The sequence below is a fragment of the Thermohahella caldifontis genome, from assembly GCF_041153465.1.
In the GTDB taxonomy this organism is placed as follows: domain Bacteria; phylum Pseudomonadota; class Gammaproteobacteria; order Pseudomonadales; family Oleiphilaceae; genus Thermohahella; species Thermohahella caldifontis.
In genome coordinates, this window is the sequence record NZ_CP154858.1 from 1,661,792 (window position 1) to 1,676,986 (window position 15,195).

13 protein-coding genes and 1 pseudogene are annotated in these 15,195 nt (G+C 58.5%); 4 read left to right on the plus strand and 10 right to left on the minus strand.

From position 1 onward, the window contains the following. Window positions 1–36: 36 nt before the first annotated feature. The 8 genes from AAIA72_RS08135 to AAIA72_RS08170 form a co-directional block, all read right to left on the minus strand. The gene (locus AAIA72_RS08135; RefSeq protein ID WP_369602900.1) at window positions 37–1,701 is read right to left on the minus strand and encodes an AAA family ATPase; all 1,665 of its coding nucleotides are present in this window, start codon (window positions 1,699–1,701) and stop codon (window positions 37–39) included. Further along, entirely contained in the window at window positions 1,698–2,816 is a 1,119-nt protein-coding gene (aroB, locus tag AAIA72_RS08140; protein WP_369602901.1) for a 3-dehydroquinate synthase, read from the minus strand. The genes AAIA72_RS08135 and aroB overlap by 4 nt, the downstream gene beginning before the upstream one ends. Continuing rightward, the gene (gene aroK, locus AAIA72_RS08145) at window positions 2,809–3,339 is read right to left on the minus strand and encodes a shikimate kinase AroK (RefSeq protein ID WP_369602902.1); all 531 of its coding nucleotides are present in this window, start codon (window positions 3,337–3,339) and stop codon (window positions 2,809–2,811) included. Before aroK ends, aroB begins: the two co-directional genes overlap by 8 nt. A 104-nt stretch (window positions 3,340–3,443) precedes the next feature. After that, a complete protein-coding gene (pilQ, locus tag AAIA72_RS08150; protein ID WP_369602903.1) occupies window positions 3,444–5,441 on the minus strand; it encodes a type IV pilus secretin PilQ in 1,998 nt (665 codons plus the stop codon). Window positions 5,442–5,584: 143 nt separating this feature from the next. Beyond that, window positions 5,585–6,124: a pilus assembly protein PilP gene (locus AAIA72_RS08155; RefSeq protein WP_369602904.1), complete on the minus strand. Its 540-nt coding sequence runs from the start codon at window positions 6,122–6,124 to the stop codon at window positions 5,585–5,587. Further along, complete coding sequence (locus AAIA72_RS08160) at window positions 6,121–6,765, minus strand: type 4a pilus biogenesis protein PilO (protein WP_369602905.1); 645 nt, start codon at window positions 6,763–6,765, stop codon at window positions 6,121–6,123. The genes AAIA72_RS08155 and AAIA72_RS08160 overlap by 4 nt, the downstream gene beginning before the upstream one ends. 12 nt (window positions 6,766–6,777) lie before the next feature. Beyond that, on the minus strand, window positions 6,778–7,356 hold the full coding sequence (locus tag AAIA72_RS08165; protein ID WP_369602906.1) for a PilN domain-containing protein: 579 nt from the start codon (window positions 7,354–7,356) through the stop codon (window positions 6,778–6,780). Beyond that, the gene (locus tag AAIA72_RS08170; RefSeq protein WP_369602907.1) at window positions 7,356–8,420 is read right to left on the minus strand and encodes a pilus assembly protein PilM; all 1,065 of its coding nucleotides are present in this window, start codon (window positions 8,418–8,420) and stop codon (window positions 7,356–7,358) included. Before AAIA72_RS08170 ends, AAIA72_RS08165 begins: the two co-directional genes overlap by 1 nt. A gap of 171 nt (window positions 8,421–8,591) precedes the next feature. On the opposite strand from AAIA72_RS08170, the pseudogene AAIA72_RS08175 reads away from it, so the two are divergent. Together AAIA72_RS08175 and AAIA72_RS08180 are read left to right on the plus strand one after the other, a co-directional pair. Then, a pseudogene (locus AAIA72_RS08175) lies at window positions 8,592–9,814 on the plus strand (penicillin-binding protein 1A); the annotation flags it as partial. Between the two features lie 9 nt (window positions 9,815–9,823). Continuing rightward, a complete protein-coding gene (locus tag AAIA72_RS08180) occupies window positions 9,824–10,984 on the plus strand; it encodes a penicillin-binding protein 1A (protein WP_369602983.1) in 1,161 nt (386 codons plus the stop codon). Between the two features lie 94 nt (window positions 10,985–11,078). Here AAIA72_RS08180 and AAIA72_RS08185 read toward each other — a convergent pair whose 3' ends face one another. Both AAIA72_RS08185 and rpmE read right to left on the minus strand, forming a co-directional pair. Continuing rightward, the gene (locus tag AAIA72_RS08185; protein WP_369602908.1) at window positions 11,079–12,353 is read right to left on the minus strand and encodes a malic enzyme-like NAD(P)-binding protein; all 1,275 of its coding nucleotides are present in this window, start codon (window positions 12,351–12,353) and stop codon (window positions 11,079–11,081) included. 195 nt (window positions 12,354–12,548) lie between these two features. Beyond that, window positions 12,549–12,764: a 50S ribosomal protein L31 gene (gene rpmE, locus AAIA72_RS08190; protein WP_369602909.1), complete on the minus strand. Its 216-nt coding sequence runs from the start codon at window positions 12,762–12,764 to the stop codon at window positions 12,549–12,551. 182 nt (window positions 12,765–12,946) lie between these two features. Between rpmE and AAIA72_RS08195 the strand changes: the two genes are divergently transcribed. Together AAIA72_RS08195 and priA are read left to right on the plus strand one after the other, a co-directional pair. Continuing rightward, window positions 12,947–13,552, plus strand: a complete 606-nt coding sequence (locus AAIA72_RS08195) for a hypothetical protein (protein WP_369602910.1) — start codon at window positions 12,947–12,949, stop codon at window positions 13,550–13,552. Continuing rightward, complete coding sequence (priA, locus tag AAIA72_RS08200; RefSeq protein WP_369602984.1) at window positions 13,549–15,156, plus strand: primosomal protein N'; 1,608 nt, start codon at window positions 13,549–13,551, stop codon at window positions 15,154–15,156. The genes AAIA72_RS08195 and priA overlap by 4 nt, the downstream gene beginning before the upstream one ends. Window positions 15,157–15,195 lie beyond the last annotated feature (39 nt).

Genomic DNA, 15,195 nt, shown 5'->3' on the forward strand with positions numbered 1-15,195 from the left:
ATTGTTATTCTTTTTTATTATAAAAAGATTTTTCACCTATTCCTTCAACGCGGTTTGTACACTCGCAAATGTACGTATCCACGCGCCCTGCTTGCGGAGCGCTTCCGGTAGCGAAGCGAGCGCCTTGCGTGCTTCCGGCTTGCTCGCGTAGTCGCCTTTCAGGACAACATACCAGTCCTTGCCCTTCCAGCGCGTATCCACAACATAAACCAGACCCAGTTTTTCCCACTTGCGGGCAAACGCCAGCGCGGAAGCCTTGTTAACCGATCCGGTCAGCTGCAGCGCGTAATGTTCCGGCGGTCGGGAACGTACCCACTCCGGCGACCCGGGCTGCGGCCGGGTGGCTTTCGGGGCTGTCACACTGGCGTTCGTGGTACCAGGGGTAGCCTTTACTTTCTTGTCACCAGACTCTGCCTCACCGGTCGCTGGCTGTTTGCTGCCCCCCATATCCGAGGCTGCCACGGAAGATGCCTTGGCGTCAAGTGTCGATAGCCCGTCCACGGACGCGGCCCGGGATGCAGTGGAGGTTGCTTCAGAGGGGCTGGCCGGCACATCGGCGGAGCGCAACGGCGTCTCGACAGCGTGAGAGAGCTGCGCCACCTTCTGCCTTTTTTCGTGCGATTCAGGGTCGGTAGGCTCATCCTCACCTTTGCCGGCATTCGTTTCTGTTGTGACAGTGTCCTCTGCGAGTGGCGTCAAAGGCTCTTCCTTAACCGCCATGGGAGTGGGCTGAAGTTGCAATCCGCTATTCTGAGAAACAGTGCCAACCTGCTGTACGCTTTCCGCCGGTTCACCGGGAAGAGACAGGCCACCACTGGCTTCCTGCTGATAGCGCCAGACAACATACATCACGGAACCGATCAGAATGCCGACGGCCAGGCCGCCAAGCCAACGATACGCAGGAAGCCCGCTTCTCAGAAAACCTTGCCCCGCCCCCGCCATCACGGTCGGTGCCATCTTGGCCAGTCGCCCGGGCAGACCACGGGAAATCCCGTAGAGCCGTTCGAGCAGCTCATCGTCCACTACCGGTTTGCCGTTCCAGCCAGCCTGCTCCAGCCGGAACCGGACATAGGCATCTGACTCCTCACGACTAAAGGGTCTCATCAGCATTTGGCGGACATGCTCACGTACCGCCTCTTCCGGCAACCGCTGCAAAGCAGCCACCAATTCAGGGCTTCCTACCCAGAGTACGGTGAGATACTCCCGGCATGGAATAGCCAGACTGTTGAGCATCCAGCCCAATGCCTCATCGGACAGCTGCTGCGCATTATCCACCACAATCAGGGTTCTGCGTCCCAGCTCGTAGAGTCTGCGTGCCATCGTGCACAAGGCTTCCGAAGGCGCCTCATTGTCCACATCGCCAAGCTGACGCTGCTCGAGCTCTCTGGCCAGCTGACGGGCAAGGGCTTCCCGCTGATTGGTGCGCGCGCCATCGACCGTCAGGACATGCAGTGCGTCTTTCTCCAGCCTGATCAACTCACGAACAAGGCGTGTCTTGCCTGTGCCGCGCTCACCGGTGAGGACCAGCAATCTCTCGGAAAAATGCACCTGATGACGCAAGTCGTCCAGAAGTGACTGGCGCCCGCCACCCGGGAAAAATGCTCCCTGCGCTCTGAAAGGGTCGTCATTCAGATTGAACAGGGCCCTGAGTTGTACGCTATCGAATGACTTGCGCCCGGCAGCATCCGCCTCTTTCTTCATGACACCTCACTCTGACAAAAGGTCTCCAGTGTCTCCTGAAGCATTTTTTCCGGAAATTCACTGGTGACTACGGCATGTCCCAGCTCACGCAACAGCACCAGCCGCAGGTTTCCACTCACAACCTTCTTGTCAACAGCCATGTAACGCAAGAAATCTCCGGGTGTGATACCCGCCGGCGGTGTCACGGGCAAGTTCAGCCGACGCAAGAGATCCCGGGTTCTCAGCACAACGTCCCGGGGGATCCAGCCCAACCTGCAGGACAGGTCAGCAGCCATCACCATCCCGCAGGCAACCGCTTCACCATGCAGCCACTTGCCGTAACCAAGCCAGGCCTCGATGGCATGACCGAAGGTATGCCCCAGGTTAAGAATGGCACGCCTGCCGCTCTCGCGCTCATCCTCGGCCACAACAGACGCCTTCGTCGCACAGGACACCCGGATGGCATGTGCCAGTGCATCGGGGCACCGTTCAAGCAGTGCGTCGGCATGCTGCTCAAGCCAGCCGAAGAACTCTGAGTCGGCGATCAGACCGTACTTGACCACCTCCGCCAGGCCTGCGGAGACTTCCCGCTCCGGAAGGGTGCCGAGCGTATCCGTATCAATGAGCACCGCCCGGGGTTGGTGAAAGGCACCGATCATGTTCTTGCCGAGCGGGTGATTGACGCCGGTTTTACCCCCTACCGAAGAGTCCACCTGGGAGAGCAGTGTTGTGGGAATCTGTATGAAATCAACCCCACGCTGGTAAGTCGCCGCAGCGAAACCCACCATATCGCCGATGACGCCACCGCCCAACGCCACCAGCATGGTATTCCTCGGATGGCGCTTTTCGAGCAAGGTGTCGTAAATGGGCATCAGCGTTTCCGGTTTCTTGTAAGACTCACCATCCGGCAGCACGCAGGTGTCAACCTCGATACCCTGTGCCTGCAGCCCCTTGACGACCCGGTCCAGATACAGGGGCGCAATCGTCTCGTTGGTGACAACCAACCCTTTCTTTGCCCTGAACAGGGGAGCAATCAGGATCATCTCATCTAAAAGACCCCGACCAATATGGATGGGGTAAGACCGGTCACCCAGTTCAACGTGCAGCGTATTCCGTGGCTTCGCCATGTCAGACATGCACCATCTCCTTCAGTTTTTTCGCAATCTCCCGTGCGACTGACCAGGGTTTGCGACGGTCCGTTTCGACAATGATATCTGCGAGTTCCCTGTAGATGGGTTCGCGCTGGGCCATGAGGCGTTCCAGCACCGCCTTGGGATCCGACTGTTGCAACAGCGGCCGGCGGCGATCCTTGCGGGTCCGCTCATATTGCTGATCAACGGAGGTATGCAGATAAACAATGGCGCCGGCCCGCATCATGATGGCCTGATTGACCGGTCTGACCACGGCACCACCACCGGTAGCAATCACTGCGTGGGGCATCTCGATCAGATCTTCCAGGACGGCGGTTTCCCGGTCCCGAAAACCGGACTCGCCTTCCACATCGAATATCCAGGGGATGTCCGCGCCACAGCGCGCTTCGATCTCCCGATCCGAATCAATGAATTCGTAGCCCAACTCCTTGGCGAGCAGTTTGCCGATTGTGGTCTTGCCTGTGCCCATCGGCCCCACCAGAACGACATTTTTGGGGGCACTTGCCATGCGTATTGCTCCTGAGTCGCTTTGCGTCGGGAGCATAGCATGAGGCCAGCGCCGAAACCAAGGCGAAAAAAACCACCCGAAGGTGGTTTTTCATGCCTGGTGACTTATTGCTCCACCAGACCGTTCTTGAGGAGTTTCGGTGTAATGAAGATCAGCAACTCGGAACGCTGGTTGTTGGATTCTTTCTTGGTGAAGAGCCGGCCCAGATAGGGGATGTCCCCCAGGAACGGCGTCTTGGTGACGGTATTGGTCTCTTCCGACGTGAAGATGCCGCCAAGCACCACCGTTTCACCATTGCCCACCAGCACCTGAGTCTTGACCTCGTTGGTATCGATGCTCGGGATACCGGCGGTCACTTCACCGCGGGAATCCTGGTTCACGCGCAGATCCATGATGATCTTGTCATCCGGGGTGATCTGGGGCGTGACTTCCAGTGACAGCACCGCCTTCTTGAAGGAGACCGAAGTTGCGCCGCTGGAGCTGGCCTCCTGATACGGAATTTCCTCACCGGATTCGATCAGTGCAGTCTGGCGATCAGCCGTCACCACCTTGGGCTGAGCGACAATCTCACCCTTGCCGTCTGCTTCCAGAGCGGAAAGCTCAAGGTTCAGGAGCAGGTTATCACGCGCAAAACCCAGTGCCAGTGACGAGGTATTGGCCTTGGTAACCGCCAGATCAACCGCGTAGGCATCGGGGAACGCGTAGTTGTTGCTCACAAAATCCTGATCACCGGCGTTGGGGCTGCCATTATTGTTAGCCTGTTGTTGGACCTGGTTATTGCTGCCCCCGACGTAGTAGACATTGCGACCACGAACCGCCTTGTGACCGCCACCCCACTGCACTCCCAGATCCGAGGTGACATCCGTCCGGGCACGCACGATACGGGCCTCGATCAGCACCTGGCGCACGGGCACGTCCCAAGTCTGGATCAGCTTGCGTACCTGGGCGATCTTTTCTGCCGTTTCGCGGATGGAAATGGTATTGGTCCGCGCATCAGAGGAAATGAACCCACGTTCGGAGATCAGGTCCTTGTCCTGCTTGAGCAGCTCCACCAGATCTGCCGCCTTGGCGTAATTGATCTGGATGACCTCCAGACGCACCGGTGCCAGTTCGCGCACCTGCTTGTTCGCCTCCAGCTCGAGGCGTTCGCGTGCAGCGATTTCCTCGGCCGGCGCGACCAGCAGGACGTTTCCGACCTTGCGCTTGTCCAGGCCCTTGGTCTTCAGCACCAGCTCGAGCGCCTGATCCCAGGGCACATTCTGCAGACGCAGTGTAATGCGGCCTCCTACAGTATCACTGGCCACAAGGTTCAGGCCGGTAAAGTCGGCAATCAGCTGCAATACGCTCCGCACCTCGATATCCTGGAAGTTGAGGGACAGCTTCTCGCCGGTATAGGGGAATTTTTCCTTCTTGCGCTGCTCGGCCTCGTCGGCAGTCAGGGGTTCCACTGCCAGCGTGAAGACATTTTCTGTCTGGTACGCCAGATAGTCATACTCACCCTGTGCCTTGACCGCAATCACCGCGTTGCCTTCTTCTTCATACGCATCAATCAGGGTGACAGGCGTGGCAAAATCAATGACATCCAGACGACGACGCAACTCGGTCGGCAGCTTGGCATCATTAAAGACCAGTTTGATCCGTCCTGACTCTTCGCTCATGTCCACCGCGATTTTGGGATTGGACAGCTCGATGACCACACGACCATCTCCGCGTTCACCCCGGCGGAAATCCACATTCGCAATGGCAGCATCTGCACTGGCCGTCGCGACAGGCATGGAAACGGTCGCCGCGCTGGCAGTGCTGGTTTGTGCTTCCGCACCGGGCTTGGCCCCCAACTGGACGATGAGCGCGTTGCCATCCACGCGGGTGGCATAAGGTACCAGAGACAGAAGATTGACAATAACACGCGTCCGACCTGAAGCCTCGAGAACCGTGACGCTCTGAGTATTCCCTGTGGAGAGCTGATGGTAACGCTCACTCAGCTTGCTTGAAACGCCCGGCAGATCCAGTGCAATCCGTGCAGGCTGCTCAATGGCATACCCTTTTGGCTGTGGCGGTGTCCCGTCAAAGCTGAGCTTGATCTCGGTCCGGTCACCGGGCAAGGCAGCAAAGTCGATTCCGACCAGGTTTGCCCCCAGGCGGTTGCCGTCGCCACAAGGCCCCCAACAACCATCAGCAGTGTTTTCAAACGCTTTACCATCGTATTCTCCGCCCTATTACTCTTGGCTTCTGCCCTGAATCCCATTTATGACTTCTTGATCGACAGGGAGCGAGGCCGTTCGAACCAGCCACCCTGCCCGTCGGACACGATTTCAACGATTTCGATGTGCGTCTCATCCAGCTTGGTGATCCGCCCGAAATTCTTGCCGATATAGTTGCCCACCTTGACCCGGTGAATTCCGCCCTGATCATCAGCAATCAGCGCATACAGCGTCGGATCACCGGCCTTGCGGATGGTACCCACCATCTGCAGGGAGGATAACGGGAAGGCCTCCAGAGGCTCCTTGGGCCGGTCAAAGTCCGGCTTGATATTGCTCTTGGGCTTGTTTTCAACCTCTGCCAGCTTGACTTCCTGAGGCGGCTGGAAAGGTGACCTCAGGTTGGCTGCGCTATAGGTAAACGCCTGATAGGTTTTGAATTCAGGCAGAGGCTCAATCCTGCCTTTCGGACGCGCCTTGACCTCGGCCACGAATGCCTCCAGGTCAGAAAAGTCGTTACTACCACCGCAACCGGAAAGCACCGCAGCAGTCAGCACAAGAAGTACGGAAGCAAGTTTGCGCATCATTTCTTCTTCGCTCCCTTTTTCTTTTTCTTTTTCGTACCCTGTCCGTTATAGCGGTAGGTTTTCGCCTGGATCTTCATGGACAGGAGATTGCTGTCCTTGCTCTTCTGAATGGCAAAATCATGCAGCGTCACGATACGTGGCAGGCCGGCCACACTGCTGACAAAGGTCGCAATTTCGTGGTAGCCACCTGTCGCCGCAATATCAATCGGCAACTCCACGTAAAATTCCTTTGACACCTCGGGGCGAAGATCAATGGCCTGCAGATTCAGGCCGGACTGTGCCGCCGAGGTTGAAATATCCTCCAGCAATCCGGGCACTTCCGTATCACTGGGCAATTGCTTGAGCAGCGCACCGAATGAGCGCTCCATTTCAGCCATTTGCTCTCGATAGGCGTCAATGTTGGCCACCTTGTAGGCCTTGTCCTCGAACTGCTGCTTGAGCTTTGGTTCCTCGTTACGCGTACTTTCCAGTCGATTGTTCAGCTCCTGGATATCAAACCAGTAGAAGCCGGCAAGTACCAGAGCGAACACGATCAGACAGACAAACGCTTTTACCGGTGCAGGCCAGGAACCCGCGTTGTTGACGTCCAGATCGCTCAGATCCAGTTCGTTCAGTTTCTGTATCGATTCAGCCAGACTCATTCTTCGCTCCACCTAGCTCCGTGCCCCGGAGGATGTATCCTGCTCTTCCGGCGTTTCAAGCCTGACCGTCAGCTCGAAGGCACTCATGCCTTCCCGATCCCCGTCTTCTGCGGCCTTGACGGACGTGAGGTTGGGCTCTGTAAACCACGGCGACCGGTCAAGGTTGCGCATCAGGCTTGAAATGCGGCTGTTGGATTCACCCAGGCCGCTGATCCTGAGCGTATCGCCTTCACGAACGAGACTAGTGTAGTACACCCCGTCCGGCAATGTCCGTACCAATTCGTCAAAAATGCGAACAATGACCGGACGCTTGCCCTGCAGATCCTGAATGACGCGCATCCGCTCAATCAGCTCCTTGCGCTTTTTCTTCAGATCCTGAATTTCCCGGATCTGCTTTTCGAGCTGAGCCATTTCAGAGCGAATGAAGTTGTTGCGCTGCTCCTGGTATTCAATCTGGCGCAGAACCTGCTGGTGCCAGAGAAAACCCAACCCTACGGCAATGATGGCCACGCCGAGAAGCGCGGTAAGAAACTGTTTCTGTTTTTCTGCCCTGAGCTCTTCCCGCCAGGGCCGCAGATTGATTTTTGCCATCAGTCAAAACTCCTCATGGCCAGTCCACAGGCAATCATCAACGATGGCGCATCATTGGCCAGAAGCGATGCATTGACCCTGGAAGAGAGTGCCATGTCGGCAAACGGATTGGCCACCAGCGTGGGAATGCCCATGTGTTCCTGTACCTTTTCCGGCAGGCCGGCAATGGATGCCGTACCACCGGCAAGAATGATGTAATCCACCTCGTTATAAGGTGTTGAAGAAAAGAAGAAGTTCATTGAGCGATGGACTTGCTGTACAACCGCATCCTTGAACGGCTCGAGCACTTCGGGCTCGTAGTCATCCGGCAAACCGCCCTGTTTCTTGGCCATGCCGGCTTCCTCCAGTGACAAGCCATAGCGGCGCTGGATCTCTTCTGTCAGCTGACGCCCGCCAAACAGCTGCTCGCGGGTATAGACCGTCACGCCGTCTGCCAGAACGCTGAGTGTGGTCATGGTCGCACCGATATCCACGATGGCAACCGTCAGTTCCTCACCGGTACGCTCCAGCGAAGGCTCGATCAGACTGTAGGCCCGCTCCATCGCAAAAGCCTCCACGTCAACCACCTTCGCCTGCAACCCCGCGATTTCCAGGGCATCTTCGCGCATCTCGACATTTTCACGACGACACGCAGCCAGCAGGACATCCACCTGATCCGGATTGTTCGGGTTGGGTCCGATCACGTCAAAGTCGATGGCCACTTCGTCCAGGGGATAAGGAATGTACTGATCGGCCTCAAGCTGGATCTGGTTCTCCATCTCGGAGTCCTTGAGGCCTGCCTGCATCTGGATGGTCTTGGTGATGACAGCCGAGCCCGCAACGGCGACAGCAGCCAGACGGGTGCTGGTCTTGGCCTTGGCAACACAACGCTTGACGGCCTCTCCGACGGCCTCGACGTCAGTAATGTTTTTCTCGACCACTGCGTTGGGAGGCAGAGGCTCCACTGCGTAGCTCTCTACGCGGTAACGGCCGCCCTGCTGCCCAAGCTCAATGAGCTTGACCGCTGTGGAGCTGATATCAATCCCCAACAGGGCCTGCTTCTTTTTGCCGAATAGTCCGAACACGTCAATCCCTTCTCCAACCGGTTACCGTTCAGGATTTTACAAAAGCGTACACGTCTTCACGCGGTTTGATCTGAAACGAAGCCGTCTTTGTGCTTATAATACATCAGCCCAAGTTGACCTAAAGAAGTTTCTCAAATAATAGACATACATTCACAGGATGTCAGGGAAAATATGTTTTATTTTGTGAGCCTGTTACGATTTCTCGGCTGGTCCGTCCTGACCGGCCTGTGCGCTGGTCTGCTTGCTGCCAGCGCCTTGTATCTCTACCTTTCACCCCGCCTCCCCGATGTGGAACAACTCCGGGATGTGAAACTCCAGACCCCCCTGCGCATCTACAGCCGCGATGATCAGCTCATTGCCGAGTACGGTGAAAAACGACGCACGCCCGTGCAGATTGAAGATGTCCCCCGCCACGTCGTCGAGGCGTTTCTTGCAGCAGAAGATGCACGCTTTTACGAACACTTCGGCATCGACCCCATCGGGCTGGCCCGCGCCGCCGTGCAGCTGATCTCAACCGGGTCCATCCAGTCGGGGGGCAGCACCATCACCATGCAGGTCGCAAAGAACTTCTTCCTCTCTCAGGCAAGAACGTTTACGCGCAAGTTCAATGAGATCTTTCTCGCTCTGAAAATTGAACAGGAGCTCACCAAACCCGAGATCCTTGAGTTATACCTGAATAAAATCTATCTCGGCAACCGGTCATACGGTATAGAAGCCGCAGCAAATGTGTATTATGGCAAGTCCGTCACAGATTTGAGCATTGCCGAAGCCGCCATGATCGCCGGGCTGCCCAAGGCCCCCTCCCGCTACAACCCGATCATCAATCCCAAGCGAGCAAAAATTCGCAGGGACTGGATCCTCGGGCGCATGAAGGATCTGGGTTACATCAGCGAAGCGCAGTGGGCAGACGCCACCCAGACTCCCGTAACGGCCCGCTATCATGGCACACAGCCCGACCTGGCCGCGCCCTATGTTGCCGAAATGGCCAGGCAGCAGCTCCGCCAGGTATTGGGCGACGATCTTTATACAGCAGGCTACAAGGCATGGATCACGGTCGATAGCCGCCTTCAGCGCGCAGCCCGGAAAGCGGTCCGGCAAGGTTTGCTCGCCTATTCACGCAGACATGGCTGGCTTGGCGCTGCGGGCCGCCTGCCCGAAGGGCAACCCCTGGATGACGACACGCTGCAAACCCTTCTGCGGAATTACCCGCCTCTGGGTGGACTGGAACCCGTTGTCATCACCAGCATGGATGACCAGCAGGCGCAGGGAATCAATCGCCAGCGAAAAAGCATGATACTGCCGTTTGAACAGATGAAATGGGCCTGGCCAAGGATTGACGTGGACAATCAGGGACCGGCACCGAAAAGCCTGCCGACATCCTGAAGGTCGGTGACGTGGTGTACGTGGAACCCATTTCCGATCAGGAGGCGGCACTGGCGCAGGTGCCACAGGTCCAAGGGGCACTGGTATCACTGAATCCCACAGACGGCGCCATGCTGGCTGTTGTGGGTGGTTTTGATTTTGCACAGAGCAAGTACAACCGGGCCATTCAGGCTGCAAGGCAGCCAGGTTCCAACTTCAAACCTTTTGTTTACCTGACGGCCCTGGAGCAGGGCATGACCGCTGCCACACTGGTCAACGATGCCCCCATTGTTTTCAATGACGCCAAACTTGAAACAGCCTGGCGTCCGGAAAACTCCTCGGGCAAGTTTCTGGGGCCGACACGATTGAGGAAAGCACTTTATCAGTCGCGCAACCTGGTCTCCATCCGCCTGCTGCAAAAGATGGGCATCGACACGCTGATTGACGCGCTGGAACGCTTTGGCTTCGACACGTCCCGGTTCCCCCGGGATCTTTCTCTGGCACTGGGTTCCGCTGCACTTACCCCTCTGGAGGTCGCGCGTGGATATGCCATGCTCGCCAATGGCGGCTATAGCGTAACGCCCTGGCTGATTGACCGGGTGGAATCGCAAACCGGCACCGTTGTCTATCGGGAACCCCATGTCCAGGCATGCGAGCCCCCCGAATGCCTGCCTGAAAGCCTGCCGGAACCTGTCCGGCCCGCAAAGCGTGTCGCCGACGAGCGCGCGCTCTACATTCTCAACAGCATGCTGCAGGATGTGATTCGCAAGGGCACCGGCCGCAAGGCCAGGGCACTGGGGCGACGGGATCTGGCAGGCAAGACAGGCACCACCAATGACCAGGTGGACGCCTGGTTTTCAGGTTACGGAGATCATGTTGTAACGTCGGTCTGGGTGGGTTACGACGAACCGCAATCCCTGGGGCGACGGGAGTACGGTGCCCGTGCAGCGCTGCCCATCTGGATGGATTACATGAAAGAAGCCTTGCGAGGTGTACCCGAGTACATCCGCCCCCAACCTCCCGGCATTGTTTCCATTCGCATTGATGCCCGAACCGGAAAACCGGCCGACGCGTGGACAGAGAACGTGCTCTTCGAGTACTTCCGCGAGGAGTATGCGCCCACAGCAGACAGCAATCCCGGGTCGACGGATAATGCCACCACCGAGGCACCGGATCAGGTGCCGGCCGAGCTGCTCTTCTGACAGAAAGCCGGCGATCTGAACGATCGCCGGCTTTTTTGCTTCCGGTGTCTGTCAGGTGGGGCCTGCCACGAGGCAATACCCCCCCATCCCACGTCTATACCGGAATGCGGATGTCCTCAAGTGATTGAAGCGGATAATGAGACGGATAACCCAGGCGCGCGACGCCACTGTCCACCGCCGCCCTGGCCACCGCATCCGAAACCCGGGTCAGCAGACGCGGATCCGTCGGCTTGGGAATGATATATTCCCGGCCAAATTCAAACGACTCACGTCCATACTGCCTGGCGATCTCCCCCGATACGGGCTCCTTGGCCAGACTGCGAATGGCTTCCACGGCGGCCACTTTCATGGCCTCATTGATGCAGGTAGCCCTGACATCCAGCGCCCCGCGGAAGATGAACGGGAAGCAGAGCACATTGTTGACCTGATTGGGATAGTCGGAGCGGCCTGTGGCAATGATGATATCGTCACGGGTGGCCAGCGCCAGCTCGGGACGAATTTCGGGATCCGGGTTGGCACAGGCAAAAATGACCGGGTTGGGCGCCATGAGCCGAAGCAGGTCCGGCGTCAGAACGTCCGGTGCAGACAGGCCAACAAAGGCGTCAGCGCCATCCAGCGCATCTGCCAGCGTACGCTTGTCCGTCTCCACCGCAAACATGGCCTTGTACTGATTGAGGTCTTCACGCTTCGTGTGAATCACCCCCTTGCTGTCCAGCATCAGGATGTTGGCCGGATCCGCACCACAACTGATGAGCAGCTTCATGCAGGCAATGGCCGCACTTCCGGCCCCCAGACAGACGATTCGTGCTGACTCCACGGTCTTTCCCTGGAGCTCCAGCGCATTGAGCATGCCGGCCGCAGTAACAATGGCCGTGCCGTGCTGGTCATCGTGGAATACGGGAATGTTGCACAGGTCGATCAGCTTGCGCTCAATTTCAAAACACTCGGGCGCCTTGATGTCCTCGAGGTTGATACCGCCAAAGGTATCCGCGATTCGGGCAACGGTATCGATGAATTCCTGGGGAACCTGAGTATTCACTTCAATATCAAAGACATCAATTCCGGCAAATCGCTTGAACAGAACCCCCTTGCCTTCCATGACCGGCTTGCTTGCCAGCGCCCCCAGATTCCCCAGCCCGAGAATGGCAGTGCCATTGGAGATCACTGCGACAAGGTTGCCCTTGGCTGTATAGCGGTAGGCTTCATTGGGGTCCCGGGCGATTTCGCGCACAGGCTCGGCCACACCCGGACTGTAGGCGAGCGCCAGATCCTCGGCCGTTTCCGTGGGTTTGGTCACCTCGACGCTGATTTTCCCGGGCCGCGGATGCGCATGGTACTTCAATGCGGCTTCTTTCAAGTCTTTTGTCATTGCACTGTATCCTGGTCTTTCGTGATCGGAGAGCCCGATGGTGTATCGTTATTATGTGGCGGCACCCTTTTATGGTCGCAGACGCGCGTCAGGGCACTCATTATCGTATGTTTGCACACGGGCCTCAACCGCCCGCACGTGGCGCCATCAAAAAAGGCGCCCTCTGGCGCCCTTTTCCGAATCCTGTACCCGCTGTCACCCGCGGTTGATGCGTGTACCGAAACGCTGCTTGAACCGGTCGATACGACCGCCTGCATCAATAACCTTCTGCTTGCCGGTGTAGAAGGGGTGGCAGTTTGAGCACACGTCCACATGCAGATCCTTGCACAGCGTGGAACGGGTCTTGATGGTATTACCGCAGCTGCAGCTGATGGTAATCTCCTGATAATCCGGATGAATGCCTTTTTTCATTACCTTAACCTCAATCAGTTGCCGCTACCCGGTCGATGAGCTTGCCGGGCACCGCAAGGATGTTGCACACTTGGCGCTACACAAGAGCTATGACGCGCCGGCCAGTTGATCACAGTATGATCGGTGTACAGGGAAGGCGCAATCATACCAGAAATTTTCCCGACCTCAAGCCCGGATTGCACGTGTCCTCAGACTCACTGACCAGTATTGAAATTGCGGTTCCCCTGCCTGTCAGGCAAACGTACAGCTATCTTCCGGCTGACGGGGCGATACCCTTGCCCGGCATGCGCGTACGGGTGCCCGTCGGGTCCCGCGAGGTCACCGGATGGGTCGTGCCCCCGACAAACGGCCCCCTGCCGGATCCGGCACGGCTGCGGCCCATCTGCCGTGTTCTGGATGATGCACCGGTTCTGGATACCTCACTCATGAATCTGGCCAGGTGGGCTTGGCGATATTATCACCATCCGCCGGGTGAAGTCCTGGCCGCCATGCTGCCGGCCGCACTCAAGAGTGACCAGCCGCTGGCTGCACTGGAAGCCCGGTACGGTGACACGCTCTGCACATGGCAAACGGAAGCGGAAGCCGGCGTGCGCCTGTCGGCTGCCCGTCAGGCACTCAGGCAACTGCTCATGCATGCCGGTCGTGCAGTCAGGCGGGAGGACATTGAAGCGCAAGGCATCTCTCCGGCAGTCCTGAGAGGGGCCATTCAGGCCGGGGTGGTCAGCGTCACACAATCCTCCCCGTGGTCTGTGCCGCATGATGCGCTGGCCCCCTTCCCCACTCCCTGACACCGGCGCAGGCCCGGATTGCCGAATCCATACTGGCCGCACCGGACAGCGCACACCTTCTGGAAGGTGTCACCGGAAGCGGCAAGACGGAAATCTACCTGTGGCTGGCGCACCAGGCCGTATCCCGGGGAACGCAGGCCCTCATTCTGGTTCCGGAAATCGGGCTGACACCTCAGTTTGCCGCCCGCTTCGAAGCCGTTTTCGGAAAGCGTGTTGCGCTCTACCACAGCGGCATGACCGACCGCGGGCGTCTGCTGACCTGGTTGCGGGCCAGGTATGGCCATGCCGATGTACTGATCGGCACTCGCTCCGCGCTCTTCCTGCCCATGCCGCGGCCGGGGCTTATCGTGATCGACGAGGAGCATGACACCAGCTTCAAGCAGCAGGAGGGCTTCCGCTACCATGCACGGGATCTGGCCGTCGTTCGCGCCCACCAGCTGAAAATTCCTGTGGTACTGGGATCGGCCACCCCCAGTCTGGAAAGCCTGATGAATGCGGAACGTGGCCGTTACATCCACCATCGGCTCACCGAGCGGGCCCAGACGACGCCCATGCCAGGCGTACGGGTACTGGATGTACGGACCCGCCCGCTTCAGGCCGGTTTGTCCCAGCCGCTGATCCAGACACTGCAGCAAACGCTGGATCAGGGGCAGCAGGCGCTGGTGTTCATCAACCGGCGGGGCTATGCGCCGGTGCTCAGCTGTGACAACTGTCAGTGGATAGCCGAGTGCCGGCACTGTGACGTGCGCCTGACCCTGCACCGCCAGCCCCGGCAGCTGGCCTGCCATCACTGTGACCAGCGATACAGCGTGCCGGAAACCTGTCCGGCCTGCGGACAGGCCACGCTGGCGCCTATCGGTTCGGGGACAGAGCGTACCGAAGACGTGCTGGAAAGCCTGTTTCCTGACTTCCCCGTGGTCCGGATTGACCGGGATTCGGCCAGACAGGGCCGGGATCTGCCCCGCCTGCTCAAACGGGTACACGCCGGAGAGCCGTGCCTGCTGGTCGGCACACAGATGGTGGCCAAGGGCCACGACTTTCCCAACCTGGCGCTGGTGGCCATCCTCAATGCGGACGGGGGGCTGTTCAGTGCGGACTTCAGGGGGACGGAATGGATGGCTCAGCAGCTGATCCAGGTCGCCGGCAGGGCCGGTCGCCGGGCATCACAGGGCCAGGTGATCCTGCAGACCCGCTTCCCCGAACATCCGGTGATTCAGGCACTGGCCCGGCATGATTACGCCAGCATTGCCCGTGAAGAGCTGGAACGACGGCGTCTGCATCGCTTGCCCCCCTACGTGCAGCTGGTCGCGCTCTGGGGCGAGGGCCGAACCCAGGCCGAAACCGAAGCGGGCATGATGACCTTGCGCCAGACACTGGCGCAGCTGGGCGCCACACACAACGGTCCACTTCTGACCGGTCCCTTTCCCGCGGTCATTGCCCGCAAGCGTCAGCGTTACCGGGCCGTACTCTGGATTCAGGACGACAACCGCGCTCGCCTGCGCCACTTCCTTGCCCACTGGCTGGATGCCCACCCCAGGGGCGCACCCAAGCTGCCACCCACGTTCCAGTGGCGTCTGGATGTGGATGCCCTGGAGACACTCTGACACGTCCCACATCGGCCTGTGGTGGTCTACACTTTGAAT